Below are 14,307 nucleotides of genomic sequence, written 5' to 3' on the forward strand. Positions count from 1 at the left end.
GGAAAGCTCCTTGTCGGATCGGATTACCGTCTTCACGGTCGCGCCCCTCGTCGTGCCCTGGGTGGCCGCGCGGATCCTCGATCGCATCCACACCGCCACCGGACCCGGCTCGGCGCCGTGCCGGTGCCCGCCCTCGGCCTGACCCCGGCAACCGCATCTTTTCATTTGTCTGGGTTGCTTGTGACCCGCTTGCGCGGCGTTACCGCGTGGGCTCGCCCGCGTGGCGCTCGGCCAGGCCGACGAGCGTCCGGGTGATCGCCCCGGTGCCGCCCTTCGGCGTGTAGCCGTGGGCCTCGCCCTTGTTGAAGGCGGGACCAGCCATGTCAATGTGTGCCCAACGGACCCCGTCAGGTACGAATTCCCGCAGGAAGATGGCGGCCGTCAGCATCCCGCCGAAACGCTCGGGGTGCAGGTTGGCGATGTCGGCCACCGGGGAGTCGAGTCCCTTGCGGAGCTCGTCGGGCAGGGGCATCGGCCACGCGGCCTCGCCCTGCTCGCCCGCCGTCGCGACGATCTCCGCGCGGAGGTCGTCGTCGTTGCCCATGACGCCCGCCGTCCGCCAGCCCAGCGCGACGATCTGCGCGCCGGTGAGCGTGGCGACGTCGACGATCACGTCGGGGTCGTCCTGCCCGGCGCGGGCGATGCCGTCGATCAGGACCAGGCGGCCCTCGGCGTCGGTGTCGAGCACCTCGACGGTCTTGCCCGCGAAGCTGGTGAACACGTCGGAGGGGCGCTGCGCGGTGCCGCTCGGCATGTTCTCGGCCAAGCAGAGGTAGCCGACCGCGTTGACCTTCAGGCCCAGCCTGGAGATGGCCAGGAGCGCGCCGAAGACCGCGCCGGCGCCGCCCATGTCCGACTTCATCCAGTCCATCGAGGCCGTCGGCTTGAGCGACAGGCCGCCGGAGTCGAAGGTGATGCCCTTGCCGACGTACGCGAGCTTCTTGGTGGCCTCGGGGTGGCTGTAGGAGAGGCGGACCAGCCGGGGCGGGTTGGCCGACCCCTGGCCGACGGCGACGATGCCGCCGTAGCCGCCCTCCCTGAGCGCCTTCTCGTCCAGGACCTCCACCGACAGGCCGGCCTCGGTGCCGACCTGCTCGGCGATCTCGGCGAAGCGGGCCGGCCACAGGTCCGACGGCGGGGTGTTGACCAGGTCGCGGACGAGCGAGACCGACTCGGCCAGCGTGCTGGCGCGCTCGATCGCGGCCTGGGCGCCCTCGGCGTCGGTCAGCACGGTCAGCTCGGTCACCGGGGAGCTCTGCTCTCCCACGGTGCGGTACTTGGTGAACGAGTAGGCGCCGAGAAGGCCGCCCAGGGCGGCGGCGCCCGCGTGCTCGGCGCTCGTGGCGGGCAGGGCGAGCGCCACCCGGCCGGTGCCGGCCAGGGCGCGGACCGCGGTGCCCGCGGCGCGGCGCAGGACCTCGGCGTCGTAGCCGCCCCCTGAACCGTCGGGGACGTCGCCGAGGCCGACGACGACCAGCAGCGGCGCGGTCAGCGCACCGAAGGTGGGGATCTTGGAGACCTCGCCCGGCTTACCCTTGGCACCCACACTCTCAAGCGTGGCGGCGAGCCTGCCGCCGAGCGCCTGGTCGAGACCTTCGGCCCCGGGAGCGGGAAGCAGACCGTCCGGTCCGGTGTGGACGCCGACGACCAGCGCGTCGGTATCGAACGAGACAGCGTTGTCAGTTGGGGTAAGCCGCACAGTGGTCACGTAGGCCGATGCTAGTCGGGCTGGCGCAGTACGCATAAACGAGGGTTCGTCCTACGAATCGTGCCGCCTGATGGTGCTATTCGGAGTGGCACCATCGGACGTCTTGGTGCTAATGTCGCTAGCACTATGTTGCTTACCTTGGATCTGAACGATCCCCGGCCGCTGCACGAGCAGGTCGCCGAGGCGATCAGACGTGCCGTCGCCGAGGGTTCGTACGCTCCGGGAGACCGGCTCCCGCCGGCCCGTGACCTGGCCGCCGCGCTGGGCATCAACGCCAACACGGTGCTGCGCGCCCTGCGGGACCTGCGCGACGAGGGGGTGCTGGAGTTCCGCAGAGGCCGCGGCGTGAGCGTGCTCAGCCGCCCCAACCCGCGCAGCGTCATCGAGGAGAAGCTGCGCGCCCTGCTCGACGAGGCGGTCCAGTACGGCTACCGCCACGACGACGTCATCGAGCTCATCAGAGAACTGTCGTGACCGGGCGGGAAACCCGGTCCTTGGAAGGAGTGACCGACGTGGGGCTGCGAGCCCGAGTTCTGTCCATCGCCGCCGGTTGGGTCGCGCTGGTGACCACCGTGATGGTCGCCGTGCCGCTGGCGCTGCGAGACCGGCTGCCCGATCCGATCGCCACGCACTGGGGGCCGTCCGGCGCCCCCGACAACTCGATGCCGTTCACCGCCGCGCTGCTGTTCCAGGCGGGCCTGTGGGTGCTGCTCGCGGGCGGGGCGTTGGCGTTCGCGCTCGCCGGCGTCACGCTGCTCAGACGCAGGGCGAGCCGCATGGGGCTCGGTGCCCTGCTGGGCGGTGCCGGCCTGTTCTTCCTGGGGTTGCAGGCGGTCACGCTGAGGGCCAACCTCGACGCGCCCGGCTGGGGGCAGGCCGCCGAGCTGGGATGGGACGCGCTCCTCGCGGTCGCGGGGCTGTTGCTGGGCGGCTGGCTCGGCGCCCTCGCCGCCCGCCCGGGGCCCGACGACCGCCCCGAGCCGTCCGCCGTCCCCGCGAGGCGGTTCCCGCTCCGCCCCGGCCAGCGCGCGGTGTGGGTCTCCTCGGTGAGCAACGGCCCGCTCGCCGCGCTCGGCGGTTCCCTCCTGGCCGCGGGCCTGGGGTTCGCCGTGCTCGCCCTGATCGGCGGGGAGGGCGTGCTGTGGCTCCCGGCGGGGATCTTGTCCCTCGTGGGTCTGCTGGGGGCGACCACCAGTTCGGTGCGGGTGCAGATCACCGAGGAGGGTGTCGTGCTCTTCTTCGGGCCGTTCCGCCTGCCCCGCAGGCACATCCCGATCGAGCGGGTGGAGCGGGCCTGGACGGAGGAGCGGCTCCCGTCCGGCGTCGGAGGGTGGGGCGTCAGGGGGCTGCCGGGGGCCGCGACGATCATGATCCGTGGCGGGGAGTGCCTCGTGGTGGGTTACGTCTCCGGTGGCCGCCTCGCCGTCTCGATCGACGACGCGGAGAGCGGGGCCGCTCTGCTGAACACCCTCGTGGACCGGGCCTCCACCGGCCCGTCCGCCCGCTGATCCCGACTCGCCGACTTCCGTCCCCTGTTCTCCGTCCCCTGACCCTGTTCTCCGTCCCCTGCCCCGTCTGCCGACTTCTGTCCCCTGTTCTCCGTCCCCCGAGTGTTGTCCGCTGACTTCCGTCTCCTGAGCCCTGTCCGCCGGCCTCCGCCCGCGACCTCGCTCCCGTCCGCCTGCCTGCCCGTCCGCCTCCTTCTTCTTCCACACGTCCTTTCCCCTCGCGGTGTCACGGCTCTCCCGTAGCCATCTCCGTTGCCTCTCGTTCCTCTCGCGTCCGTTCATTCCTCCCGTGTCCACGCTCCCGAAGGTGGTGTCATGCTTCGCCGGTTCCCTGATCTGTGGCTGTTCCTGCTCGTCGCGTTCGGCCTGTCCTGGCTGTTCGCCCTTCCCATCTGGCTGTCGGACGAGCCGACCGGCACGTTCGTGTTCACGTTGGTCGGGGTGGCGATGATGTTCACCCCGACGCTCGGAGTCCTCGCCGTCCGGCTGTACGACAGGCGACTCGGGGATCCCTCCACCGGGCGCGAGTGGGCCGTGCGGACGGGCCTGTCGGCGGGTGGGAGCCGGGGCCGGGTGTTCGCGCTGGTCGCGCTGGCCTGGTTCGGCATCCCCGCGCTGGTCGTCGCCGCGATCGCGCTCAGCGCCGCCCTCGGCCTGCTCTCCCTCGACCTGCGAGAGTTCAGCCTGTTCCGCGAGAGCCTGGCGGCGGCCACCCCGGGCGGTACGCCCCCGATGGGGGTCGGCCTCCTGGTGGCCGCGCAGGTCGTGGCGATAGTCCTGGTCGCCCCACTGATCAACTCGGTCGCGGCCTTCGGTGAGGAGTGGGGGTGGCGAGGCTGGCTGCTGCCGCGTCTGACGCCGCTCGGCACCTGGCGGGCACTCCTGGTGTCCGGGGTGATCTGGGGGCTCTGGCACTTCCCGCTCACCCTGCGCGGATACAACTACCCCGAGCTCGGGGCGTGGGCGGCGCCGATGTTCATCGTCTTCTGTGTGGCCTTCGGAGCCCTGCTCGGCTGGCTCCGCCTCTATTCGGGAAGCGTCTGGCCCGCGGTCGTCGGGCACGGATCACTGAACTCCTCGGCGGGCCTGATGCTGCTCGTCGGTGACGCGGCCGACCCGCCGGTGTTCGCCGTCGCGGGGATCACCGGCCTGGTCGGTTCGGCGCTGCTGGCCGTGGTCTCCGCGCTGCTGTTCAAATACCGGCCGGTCGAGCGGCCGGTCCCGGCCGCCGTCGCGTGAGATCCCGGGTGAGGGCCGGGTGAGCTCCCGGGCAGGGAAGGTTCCCCGGGCAGGGAAGGTTCCCCGGGCCTCTCCGGTTCCCCGAGTCTCTCCGGTTCCCTGGGCATCTCCGGTTCCTCGGGCCTTCCGGGGCCAGGGCCGGGAGGGGGTCAGTTCACGAGGATCGTGCAGGTCAGCAGAGTCGTCGCGGTGGTGATCTCGACGAGGGCGCCGAGTACGTCACCGGTGACGCCGCCGAGCCGTCGCACGGCCCTGCGCCGTACGGCCCAGGCCGCCAGCAGCCCCACGAGCATGGCCAGGGGGAGACCCAAGGGGGTGAGGAGCGGACCCAGGCCCGATATGAGACCCGCACCGGTGGAGCCCGTCCCGAGGAGGTCGCCGACTTCGGAATGGGTCACGTCCACGTACGCCATGTAGCCCCAGCCGGAGGACTCGGACGGGGAGCCGGAAGACCAGAGGTCAAGGGCGCCGATGTCGTGGAGGTAGACCAGCGCCGCCGTTCCCGCGAGCACCAGCACGGTCACGGCCACCGCGACGCTCCGCCGTACGGTGCCCGCGACCATCGCGCCGAGCCCGTCGGGGCGCGCCGGGGGAATGCCCGTGCGGCAGGCCCAGGTGAGGGCGAGCCGTCCGGCCGCGCAGGCCGCGACCAGGGTGATGGTGCCCGTGCCCGCACCGGCACAGGTGACGGCCTCCCGCAGGGCCGTCACCTGGATCAGCAGGACGAAGATCAGTGTCACCACGCCGAAGGGGCCGATGTCCGACCGCTTCATGATCTCCAGCGCCCGCTCGGCGGGTTTCCCGCTGCCCAGCCCGTCGGCGAGGTCGGCCAGCCCGTCCAGGTGCAGTCCCCGGGTGAGCAGCGCCACGACCGCCACGGCCAGCACCGACGCCGGAAGCGATGTCATCCCCAGCCACAGGGAGATCGCCAGCACCAGCCCGCCGACGGCCCCGATCACCGCCCCCACCAGCGGAGCCACCGCCATCGCGATCCCTCCCGCACGGCGGTCGATCGCCCCGGGCCGGACCGGGAACACGCTCAGCGTGCCGATCGCGAGACGCACCCCGTCGGCGAACGTGGACGGGCCGTCCTTGGCCGGGGGGGAGGGTTCGGACATGACCGATGATCGTAGCCGTCGGCCTCCCGGCGTCGTGACCTCGCACGTTCGTCGGACCGCGTATGTGCGTCGGATTCGGTGGCGTTCCGGCTCGGGGACGACCTCGGCCGGGGTCGTGCCGGAAGCCCGGTGGGGGGCGGTCACAGCACCAGGAAGGTCAGGCAGGAGGGGGCGGCTACGGGAGGGGACGGAGATGGGAGAGGTCAGAGGGGAGGAGACCACGGGAGGGAGCAGATGAGGAGAGGTCAGGCCGGGAGGGAGCAGATGTGGAGGGGGCCGGTCGGGGGCGGGTCGGGAGGGGGATCGGTAAGGGTCAGACGGGGAGGGGGAGGAGACGACCGGCGACGACGAGGGTGACATCCTCGGACTCCAGGGCGAGACGCTGGTTCAGCCGGCCGAGAGTGTCCCGGAACATCCGGCCGCTGGCGGTGCCGGGCACCACGCCGAGCCCGACCTCGTCGGAGACCGCCACGACCCGGACCCGGGTCTGCCTCCAGGCGGCCACCAGGTCGTCACACCGGGCCGCGACCGCATCCCTGCCGTCCCTGCTGTCTTCGCCGTCCTCGCGAGTGGAGCCGTCGCCGCCCGGCCAGGCGTCGCACTCGTCGAAGACGGCGGCCACCCAGGTACCGAGCCCGTCGATCAGCAGCGGAGTGTCGGCCGACCGCAGCAACTCGGCCAGGCCGGTGGTCTCGGCGGTCTTCCAGTGGGCGGGCCTGCGGTCGCGGTGCGCCCGGACCCGGCGCAGCCACTCGGGGTCGCCCTCGCCGGACGGGCCTGTCGCGACGTAGAGGACCTCGGGCTCCGCCGCCAGTCGCAGTTCGGCCTCCGCGGACTTGCCCGACCGGCTCCCCCCGAGCAGCAGGGTCCTCCTGGGCGGGGAAACCGGAACGGGTGGAGGCTCGCCGATGTCGACGACCGTGCCGTCCGGTACGACGCGAACCCCCCACAGCGCGGCCCGCCGGATCAGTTCCGTCTCCGTGGGCACCCGGTGGTCGACGCCGACGGCCACCACGTGTGTCCGTTCGCCGACCAGGCCCCGCCGACGCAGGTCCCCAAGCCGTTCAGGCCGGTCGAGCACGTCCAGCAGCACCAGGTCCAACGCCTCTCCCGCACCACCACCGGCGTTCTTCTCCCGTACGTCTCGCTCATTGCGCGGTGACTCACCACGCGGTGGTTCATCGCGAGGGGACTCGCCGCGCGGAGGTTCCCCGTGCGGAGGCTTCCCGTACGAGGGAGAAACGGGAGGGGTAGAGACAGGCGGGGAAGGAGCGGCGTACAGGACGCGCCGGCCGCCGGGGGTGATGACGGTGAGGCCGTCCGGGCCGACCGAGGCGTGGTAGCCGGGCGGAAGCGGACCGGCCAGCGGCAGCCGCGCCGGCCCCACCGTCACCACCGGGCCGCCGAGGGGCGTCGAGCCCCCGGGCGTCACCGAATCGCCAGGGGTCGTCGATCCGTCAGAGACCGTCGAGCCGTCGATCGGCGCTGGGTCGCCGGGGCCGTCGAGCGGCGCCGAGCCGTCAGGTATGGCCGAGCCGTCAGGTATCAGGGAGCCGTCGAGTGCCACCTGGACGTCGAGCAGCACGGAGACGGGACGGCGACCCGGTGTGGCACGGGCGCAGGAGGCGCACCCGCAGTCCGGGGCGGGCCATCCGCCCGCGCTCGCCGTGCCGGAGATCAAGATCTTCATGCCCGCTCTCCTGCCGGGCCGAGGAGCCGGCCGGGAGGCCGCGTGCCTCCGTCTGCGGGCGGAAGCCGACGACTCCCGCGGTGTGCCGGGGGTGCCGGGGGTGCCGGGGGTGCCGGAAGTGCCGGGAACGTCCCGGCGGCGGAGCACGAGGTCATGATCTCGCCTTCATGCCCGGGAGTCCCCGGGAGAGGTAGTGTTCGCTGAGCCGCCGAGGGGCACCGGCAGGATCCGCGAGAAGGGGCTATGGCATGACGTGGCGCTGGCGTTACGAAAACGCGAATGGTGGCGAGGTGGTCGAGGGTGTTTCGCCGTCCGACACGTTCCCGAGCCAGGCGGACGCCGAGTCGTGGCTCGGTGAAAGCTGGCGTGAGCTGCTGGATTCCGGAGTCGAGAAGGTCACCCTGCTCGAGGGCGAGCGCGTCGAGTACGAGGGCATGTCACTGCGCCCGGAGTGAACCGGAGTGAATCCGGATGACCGGACGAACGGAGAACCCCTCGGACCCTCGCTGAAGATGAGGAGCCGAGGGGTTCTTTCCCGTTCCGCGCACGAACGCGGGAAGCCAGGTCAGCGCCACCGGCGTTCACCGTGACCGGCCACCTGACCGGTCACCGCCGGGCCGGGGATCCGCAGGGCGTCCGGCGTTCACAGCGACCACAGCGACCATCGTGACCACTGTGACCGGTCACCGCGCTACGGACGCCGCTCGGGGCTCACGGTCTTGGCGGGGTCGCGTTCGACGATCGGGCCGAGGATGTCGTCGATCTTCTGCAGCACCTCGGACCCCAGCTTCACCCCGGAGGCCTTGACGTTGTCGCGGACCTGCTCGGGCCTGCTGGCCCCGACGATGGCGGAGGCCACGTTGGGGTTCTGCAGCACCCAGGCCACCGCGAGCTGGGCCATGGACAGGCCGAGGTCGGCGGCGACCGGCTCCAGCTTCTGGACCCGGCTGAGCACGTCGTCGGTGAGCATCCGGGAGATGACGTTCTTCCCCCCGGCCTCGTCGGTGGCCCGGGAGCCGACGGGCGGCGGCTGTCCCGGCCGGTACTTGCCGCTGAGCACGCCCTGGGCGATGGGAGAGAAGACGACCTGGCCGACGCCCTCCTTCTCGCTCAGCGGCACGACCTCCGCCTCGATGACCCGCCACAGCATGGAGTACTGGGGCTGGTTGGAGACCAGGCGGTCGAAGCCCATCTCGTCGGCGATCTTCAATGCCCGGCCGATCTGCTCGGCGGTCCACTCGCTGACGCCGACGTAGAGGACCTTGCCCTGGCGTACGAGATCGTCGAAGGTCTTGAGGGTCTCCTCGAGCGGCGTCTCGTTGTCGAAGCGGTGCGCCTGGTACAGGTCGACGTAGTCGGTCTGCAGGCGGCGCAGCGAGCCGTGCAGCGCCTCGGTGATGTGCTTGCGCGACAGCCCTCGGTCGTTGGGGCCCGGTCCGGTCGGCCAGTAGACCTTGGTGAAGATCTCCAGGGACTCGCGGCGGACCCCCGCGAGAGCGCGGCCGAGAACCTCCTCCGCCTTGGTACCCGCGTACACGTCGGCGGTGTCGAAGGTGGTGATCCCCTCGTCGAGCGCCGCTTGCACGCATTGCCTGGCGGCATCCTCCTCTACCTGGGAACCGTGTGTGATCCAGTTGCCGTAGCTGATCTCGCTGACCATGAGACCGCTGCGGCCAAGGTGGCGGAATTCCATGGTCCGAGGTTAGTAGGCGCCATATTTCATGGCGATTCGGGATAGCCTGCCGGGCGTGTTGCGGTTGATCACTTCTCGGCAGGTACGGCTCGCGCTCGCCGCGGCGGCGCTGGTGGTGGGTGTCGTGGCGGTCACCCGCCTGTGGCGCCGGGGGGAGGAGCGCCGGGCGGAGGAGCGCCGGGCCGCCTCACCGGCCGAGAGGTCCGGGCTCGCCACTCCGGCCGGGGCACCGGCCTCCGAGGCCGGGCGCGCGCCGCGATGGCCCCCCGCGCCCATCCTCGGCACCCCCACGGACGAAGATCTCAGGCGGTACGCCGCCAGGCCCCCCTCCGCAGTCAGGACCGCCGTCGAGCGGATGTTCGAGCGGGGCCCGCGGACGCCGGGAGAGCCGCTGGACGAGGCCACCCGGGGCCGCCTGGTCCGCTGGGGCGCCATCGGGATCGGGCTGTGCCTGCTCGCCTTCGGCACGCAGGCCCTGGAGAGCGCGGTCTTCTCGAACGGGGTGGAGACCGTCGAGGCGACCGATTCCCGGAGCGCGGACGAGTGGTGTGAGCCGGAATCGGACGTCTCGCTGGAGCCAGGGTTGCGTTACTGGGCAGATGGGGAAGGGACGTACCAGGTCGTCCGATGTGTGGGCACGGATGAGTTCCGTCACCTCGAAGGGGTGTATTCCGACATGGGGCGCTATCCCCAGCCGGCGGATCCCGTCCAGCCGGAGGAGATCCCGGTCCCTGAGGTGACCGCCGAGACTCCCGCGGCGGTGCCCGACGCCGACTGCCGGCCGCGGCCGCGGACCCCGCGGGTGCGGGCGATCGACCCGAAGGTGACCCGGGCGGTGAACCACCAGTGGCGCCGCGTCGAGAGGTGGCTGAGGGCCAACGCCCCCGCGAGCCTCCGCACGCTGGGCAGGCCCGCCAGGGCCCGTACGATCGCCGTCGCCGAGGCGCAGATGGGCCTGCGCTTCCCCGACGACCTGCGCGCCTCCCTGCTGCGCCACGACGGGGCCTCCGTCGTGGCCGGCACCGGGCCGTTCGGGTTCCTCGGCAACCGGAACCACGGGGTCCGCGAGATCCGCGACACCTGGCGGCGGCTGTGCGGGATGGACGGAGAGGTCGAGAGAGATGGCACGGACGACGACGCGCGGACGGAGTGGTGGGACGGGCGGATGATCCCGTTCGGTTCGGACGGGAGCGGCGACCACCTGGTGATCGACTCCGTGGTGCGCGACGTGGGCGACACCGATCACGAGGGCGTGATGGATTTCCTGCCCGGCGGCGTTCCGATCGGTTCGTACTACCGCCTGCTGCGGGCGACGGCGCACGCCCTGGAGACCGGCGGGTCCATCGGTTCCTGGAAACCGGTGGTCGACGGCGGCGAGCTGTACTGGAAGGTCGTCCCGGAGTAACCGTCGTCCGGGATGACGCTCGTCCGGTTCATTCGGTTCATTCGGTTCAGGAGTGAGGTCGTCCGAGGGCGACTTCGGGGTGAGGCCGGGGCGCGCGGCGGACGCGGAGCCGGTGCGGGCCGAGCCAGTGGGACGCGGAGCGGGTGCGGCCGCGGAGCCGGTGGGGGCCCGGAGCCGGTGGGGGCGCGACGAACGAAGAACCCCGCCCCCTCGTGGAGGGGACGGGGTCCGGGAACGTGTCGGGCCGCGATGCCTCGCGGACGGCGCGGTCTCCGCGGCGGGCTCCGCCGTCAGTTCTTCGGCGGGACCGGCCTGCCGCCGGGCAGCACCGCGGGCGGCGGGAAGCGCAGCTTGCGGATCTGCAGCGCGCGCATGGCGGCGTAGAAGCCGACGCCCTTGAGGTTCTCGTTGGGGAACTTCTCGGCGGTCAGCTTCTTCACCTTCCAGGACACCCAGATCGAGGTGAGCAGCACGCCGACCATCATGAGCGGCCAGCCGACCGTGATCACCGCGACGTAGACGTAACCGCGGACGTCCGCCGGGAAGGGGATCCAGGTGAGCAGCAGGATGAGGAGGGAGAACGGCAGGAAGTACTGGCTGGCGAGACGACGGGAGTCGACCCAGTCGCGGGCGAACTTCCTGGCCGGCCCCTTGTCTCGCGCGGGGAAGTAACGCTCGTCGCCACGCAGCATGCCCTCGCGCGCCTTGACGCGCTCGCTGGCCTGGCGTTCGCGGAGGTTCTTGTAGGCCTCTTTGCGGTTCTGGGGGGCGTTCACCGGCTGCCGGCGACGGCCTTCGGCGTCCCGTCGCTTGGGTGTGGGACGCCCCTTGCCCGCAGGCTTAGGATCGTTAGCGGAGGCGGGGGAGTCGTCCGCGGTGGTCTGGGTACGTCGGAACACAACGCCAGCCTACCGGGACTGCAACTTAGTGACGCCCCCGCGCGTTATGCGTAGGGTGAACCCTATCGTGGCTCTGGTGCTTTTCGGGGGGCTGGACTCACTTGGGGTGACCCGAAGCGCACTTGAAGAAGGGGACGGCCGACGCGCATGAGCGTGATGAAGAGACTTTCGCTGATCTTCAGGTCCAAGGCGAACAACGCGTTGGACAAGATGGAAGATCCTCGCGAGACCCTGGACTACTCGTATCAGCGCCAGCTGGAGTTGTTGCAGAAGGTGCGCAGAGGCGTGGCGGACGTCGCCACCTCGCGCAAGCGCGTGGAGCTTCAGATCAACCAGATCGAGGCGCAGTCGCGCAAGCTTGAGGAGCAGGGCCGCAAGGCGCTCGGAGTCGGCCGCGAGGACCTGGCTCGCGAGGCGCTGACCCGCCGAGGCAGCCTGCAGACCCAGATCGCGGACCTGCGCGTGCAGCACGACAACCTGCAGGCCGAGGAGGAGAAGCTCACCACGGCCTCCCACCGGCTGCAGGCCAAGGTCGACTCCTTCCGTACGCGCAAGGAGACGATCAAGGCGACCTACACCGCCGCCGAGGCGCAGACGCGGATCAACGAGGCCTTCTCCGGCATCTCCGAGGAGATGGGCGACGTCGGCCTGGCGATCCAGCGCGCCGAGGACAAGACGGCCTCCATGCAGGCCCGCGCGGGTGCCATCGACGAGCTGCTGGCCAGCGGCGCGCTCGACGACTTCAGCGGGCAGCGCGGCGACGACATCCAGGCCGAGCTCGACCGCATGGGCGGCGGGCACGACGTGGAGCTGGAGATCGCTCGGATGAAGGCCGAGCTCGGCCAGGGCCCCGCGCCGCAGGGCGCGATCACGCCCGGCCCGGCCCAGCCCCACCAGCAGCCCCAGCCCCAGCAGCCGCATCACGAGCAGCCGCAGTCCAACCAGACGCAGCAGCTGCGCCAGCCGGGGGAGGGCCTGTGATCGTCCGCATCATGGGAGAGGGGCAGATCGACATCGCCCCCGCCGACCTCGACGTGCTGAACACGCTGGACGCCGAGCTGGAGGCCGCCATCGAGGCCGGCGAGGAGGAGGCCTTCCGGGTGCGGCTGCACGCCCTGCTCGACAAGGTCCGCCACGTCGGCAAGGCGCTGCCCGACGACAGCCTGGAGTCCTCGGAGCTGATTTTGCCTCCGGCCGACGCATCCATGGACGAAGTGCGGGAGATGCTCGGCAACGAGGGGCTGATTCCCGGCTAGCTTGGGCATATGGCACAAACCCGGTTCGCCCCGGACCGGGGCTTGACCAGGCGCATGGTGGTCACCATGTTCCTGCTCGGACTGCTCTACGTGGTCTTCGTGGCCGTGTTGATCGCGTTGGGCGTCCGAGCCGTCGTGGTGCTGCTCATCGCCGGTGGCATCCTGCTCGTGCAGTACTTCATGTCCGATCGCATCGCGCTGTTCGCGATGCACGGGCGTGTCGTCTCCCCGCAGGAGGCCCCGGAGTTACACGGCATGATCGACAGGTTGTGCGCGCTGGCCGACATGCCCAAGCCGCGGGTGGCGATCGCCGACTCGGACGTCCCGAACGCGTTCGCCACCGGCCGTAACCAGAAGAACTCCGTGGTCTGCGTGACCACGGGGTTGCTGCGCCGCGTCGACGGCGGCGAACTGGAGGGCGTGCTGGCCCACGAGATGTCCCACGTGGCCCACCGTGACGTCGCGGTCATGACGATCGCGTCCTTCCTCGGCATCGTCGCCGGGCTGATGACCAGGGTCGCGCTCTACAGCGGCCTGGGCGGGCGCGGGCGCGACGACAGGGGCGGCCTGCCGATCGGTGTGATCATCCTGCTCGTCTCGGTCCTGGTGTACGCGGTCAGCTTCCTGCTCACCCGTGCCCTGTCGCGCTACCGCGAGCTGGCCGCCGACCGCGCGGGAGCGCTGCTCACCCAGCGTCCCTCCGCCCTGGCCAGCGCCCTCGTCAAGATCAGCGGTGAGATGGCCCGCATCCCGACGAAGGACCTGCGCGAGGCCGAGCCGTTCAACGCCTTCTTCTTCGCGCCGGCCCTGTCCGGCCGGGCGGGCCTGTCCGCTCTCTTCGCGACCCACCCGCCGCTGGAGCGGCGCCTGGAACAGCTCAGCAAGATCTCCGCCCAGCTCGGGCAGGGCGGCTGACGGGCGAGCGGACCGGGTCGCCGGGGGACGTGCGGAGACGGCTCGCCCTGCGGTTCCGGACCCGCGGACGGGGCACCGGGCCGCGAAAGCCGGGGAAGCCGAGGAAGTGGGAAAAGCCGGGAAAGCCCGGTAGGTGGGGGCAGTGGGAAAGCCGGGAAAGGGGAAGAGGCCCGGAGGGGGAGCGGGCCGAGGTTCGGAGGGGGAGTGATCCGATGCGCTGGTGGGACGCGTTGATGGGGCGCGGCGAACCGGCCAAGGCCGACCTGGACGCGCTGTTCGCGCTGCCCTCGGCCGCGGTGACCCTGCAGGCCGCCACCGATCTGGCGCCGACGGGAGTGGGGGCGGTCTGCTTCCGCTCGGCCGAGGGCGGGGCGTTCGCCGAGCTGGAGCGTGACGTCACCCAGCTGCTGGACGCCGGAGGCGGCCCCCCGGTGGAGGTGTCGAAGGACTCCTTCGGCTACACGTGGCTGCTGGTGCGCCGTTCCCCCGACACACTCGGCGACCTGGTGACGGACCTGCACGCGGTCAACTCCTCCCTCGAGGCGGCGGGTTTCGGCCCCTCCCTGCTGTGCTCGCTGGTCTCCTTCGCCGCCCCCGACGGCCGTGGGCTCGCCCTGGTGTACCTCTACAAGCAGGGCACCTTCTACCCGTTCGCCCCGCTGCCCGCCGGGCCAGGGGGAGGGCAGGCGCAGCGCAGGGACAACGCGCTGGAGTTGCAGGTACGCGGCGCGATCGGCGGCGAGCTGGAGATCGAGCCGGATCTCGGCCGCTGGTTCCCCCTCTGGGGTGCGCCCGGCCTCTGAGCGGCCCCCGTGTGGGGCGTGCCCGGCCTCTGAGTGATCCCCGCCTGGAGTGCGCCCGGCCTCTGAGTGATCC

Annotated in this window: 15 protein-coding genes; 10 read left to right on the top strand and 5 right to left on the bottom strand. The window is 71.5% G+C overall.

The genetic code is table 11. The features are described from left to right. Window positions 1-10 precede the first annotated feature (10 nt). Window positions 11-142 carry a hypothetical protein gene (locus tag ACFFRH_RS01350; RefSeq protein WP_386153397.1) on the top strand — a complete coding sequence of 44 codons (132 nt, stop codon included), beginning with the start codon at window positions 11-13 and terminating at the stop codon, window positions 140-142. Between the two features lie 57 nt (window positions 143-199). On the opposite strand, the gene ACFFRH_RS01355 is transcribed toward ACFFRH_RS01350, so the two are convergent. Then, window positions 200-1,708, bottom strand: coding sequence for a leucyl aminopeptidase (locus ACFFRH_RS01355; protein ID WP_386153400.1), 1,509 nt, complete (start codon window positions 1,706-1,708; stop codon window positions 200-202). Window positions 1,709-1,846: 138 nt separating this feature from the next. Between ACFFRH_RS01355 and ACFFRH_RS01360 the strand changes: the two genes are divergently transcribed. The 3 genes from ACFFRH_RS01360 to ACFFRH_RS01370 all read left to right on the top strand — a co-directional run bounded on the left by ACFFRH_RS01360 (window position 1,847) and on the right by ACFFRH_RS01370 (window position 4,455). Next, on the top strand, window positions 1,847-2,182 hold the full coding sequence (locus ACFFRH_RS01360) for a GntR family transcriptional regulator (protein WP_329092738.1): 336 nt from the start codon (window positions 1,847-1,849) through the stop codon (window positions 2,180-2,182). A 38-nt stretch (window positions 2,183-2,220) separates the two neighbouring features. Next, window positions 2,221-3,216, top strand: a complete 996-nt coding sequence (locus tag ACFFRH_RS01365; protein WP_386153404.1) for a DUF1648 domain-containing protein — start codon at window positions 2,221-2,223, stop codon at window positions 3,214-3,216. Between the two features lie 315 nt (window positions 3,217-3,531). After that, a complete protein-coding gene (locus ACFFRH_RS01370) occupies window positions 3,532-4,455 on the top strand; it encodes a CPBP family intramembrane glutamic endopeptidase (protein ID WP_386153407.1) in 924 nt (307 codons plus the stop codon). 149 nt (window positions 4,456-4,604) lie between these two features. Here ACFFRH_RS01370 and ACFFRH_RS01375 read toward each other — a convergent pair whose 3' ends face one another. Together ACFFRH_RS01375 and ACFFRH_RS01380 are read right to left on the bottom strand one after the other, a co-directional pair. Continuing rightward, window positions 4,605-5,573, bottom strand: coding sequence for an adenosylcobinamide-GDP ribazoletransferase (locus tag ACFFRH_RS01375; RefSeq protein ID WP_386153410.1), 969 nt, complete (start codon window positions 5,571-5,573; stop codon window positions 4,605-4,607). Between the two features lie 313 nt (window positions 5,574-5,886). Then, window positions 5,887-7,263 (bottom strand): bifunctional adenosylcobinamide kinase/adenosylcobinamide-phosphate guanylyltransferase, encoded by a 1,377-nt coding sequence (locus ACFFRH_RS01380; protein WP_386153413.1) that lies wholly within the window; start codon window positions 7,261-7,263, stop codon window positions 5,887-5,889. A gap of 248 nt (window positions 7,264-7,511) precedes the next feature. On the opposite strand from ACFFRH_RS01380, the gene ACFFRH_RS01385 reads away from it, so the two are divergent. Further along, the gene (locus ACFFRH_RS01385) at window positions 7,512-7,718 is read left to right on the top strand and encodes a hypothetical protein (RefSeq protein ID WP_350970781.1); all 207 of its coding nucleotides are present in this window, start codon (window positions 7,512-7,514) and stop codon (window positions 7,716-7,718) included. A gap of 236 nt (window positions 7,719-7,954) precedes the next feature. Here ACFFRH_RS01385 and ACFFRH_RS01390 read toward each other — a convergent pair whose 3' ends face one another. Then, a complete protein-coding gene (locus ACFFRH_RS01390; protein ID WP_344746181.1) occupies window positions 7,955-8,956 on the bottom strand; it encodes an aldo/keto reductase family protein in 1,002 nt (333 codons plus the stop codon). Window positions 8,957-9,011: 55 nt separating this feature from the next. Between ACFFRH_RS01390 and ACFFRH_RS01395 the strand changes: the two genes are divergently transcribed. Continuing rightward, window positions 9,012-10,361 (top strand): SMI1/KNR4 family protein, encoded by a 1,350-nt coding sequence (locus ACFFRH_RS01395; RefSeq protein ID WP_386153417.1) that lies wholly within the window; start codon window positions 9,012-9,014, stop codon window positions 10,359-10,361. A 290-nt stretch (window positions 10,362-10,651) separates the two neighbouring features. Here ACFFRH_RS01395 and ACFFRH_RS01400 read toward each other — a convergent pair whose 3' ends face one another. Beyond that, a complete protein-coding gene (locus tag ACFFRH_RS01400; RefSeq protein ID WP_344746179.1) occupies window positions 10,652-11,260 on the bottom strand; it encodes a DUF3043 domain-containing protein in 609 nt (202 codons plus the stop codon). 147 nt (window positions 11,261-11,407) lie between these two features. Here ACFFRH_RS01400 and ACFFRH_RS01405 point away from each other — a divergent pair, with 147 nt between their 5' ends. The 4 genes from ACFFRH_RS01405 to pspAB all read left to right on the top strand — a co-directional run bounded on the left by ACFFRH_RS01405 (window position 11,408) and on the right by pspAB (window position 14,234). Next, window positions 11,408-12,241, top strand: a complete 834-nt coding sequence (locus ACFFRH_RS01405; RefSeq protein ID WP_344746178.1) for a PspA/IM30 family protein — start codon at window positions 11,408-11,410, stop codon at window positions 12,239-12,241. Further along, window positions 12,238-12,516, top strand: a complete 279-nt coding sequence (gene pspAA, locus ACFFRH_RS01410) for a PspA-associated protein PspAA (protein ID WP_344746177.1) — start codon at window positions 12,238-12,240, stop codon at window positions 12,514-12,516. Before ACFFRH_RS01405 ends, pspAA begins: the two co-directional genes overlap by 4 nt. A gap of 9 nt (window positions 12,517-12,525) precedes the next feature. Beyond that, on the top strand, window positions 12,526-13,431 hold the full coding sequence (gene htpX, locus ACFFRH_RS01415) for a zinc metalloprotease HtpX (protein ID WP_344746176.1): 906 nt from the start codon (window positions 12,526-12,528) through the stop codon (window positions 13,429-13,431). 212 nt (window positions 13,432-13,643) lie between these two features. Then, entirely contained in the window at window positions 13,644-14,234 is a 591-nt protein-coding gene (pspAB, locus tag ACFFRH_RS01420) for a PspA-associated protein PspAB (RefSeq protein ID WP_344746175.1), read from the top strand. The last annotated feature ends 73 nt before the right edge of the window (window positions 14,235-14,307 follow it).

The sequence above is a fragment of the Streptosporangium vulgare genome (assembly GCF_042428775.1).
Lineage (GTDB): Bacteria > Actinomycetota > Actinomycetes > Streptosporangiales > Streptosporangiaceae > Streptosporangium > Streptosporangium vulgare.

Bases quoted from the DNA above. Each gene is read 5' to 3' on its own strand.
- ACFFRH_RS01385 (WP_350970781.1), top strand. From the start codon at position 7,512: ATGACGTGGCGCTGGCGTTACGAAAACGCGAATGGTGGCGAGGTGGTC.
- htpX (WP_344746176.1), top strand. From the start codon at position 12,526: ATGGCACAAACCCGGTTCGCCCCGGACCGGGGCTTGACCAGGCGCATG.
- ACFFRH_RS01390 (WP_344746181.1), bottom strand. From the start codon at position 8,956: ATGGAATTCCGCCACCTTGGCCGCAGCGGTCTCATGGTCAGCGAGATC.
- ACFFRH_RS01370 (WP_386153407.1), top strand. From the start codon at position 3,532: ATGCTTCGCCGGTTCCCTGATCTGTGGCTGTTCCTGCTCGTCGCGTTC.
- pspAB (WP_344746175.1), top strand. From the start codon at position 13,644: ATGCGCTGGTGGGACGCGTTGATGGGGCGCGGCGAACCGGCCAAGGCC.
- ACFFRH_RS01405 (WP_344746178.1), top strand. From the start codon at position 11,408: ATGAGCGTGATGAAGAGACTTTCGCTGATCTTCAGGTCCAAGGCGAAC.
- ACFFRH_RS01375 (WP_386153410.1), bottom strand. From the start codon at position 5,573: ATGTCCGAACCCTCCCCCCCGGCCAAGGACGGCCCGTCCACGTTCGCC.
- ACFFRH_RS01380 (WP_386153413.1), bottom strand. From the start codon at position 7,263: ATGAAGATCTTGATCTCCGGCACGGCGAGCGCGGGCGGATGGCCCGCC.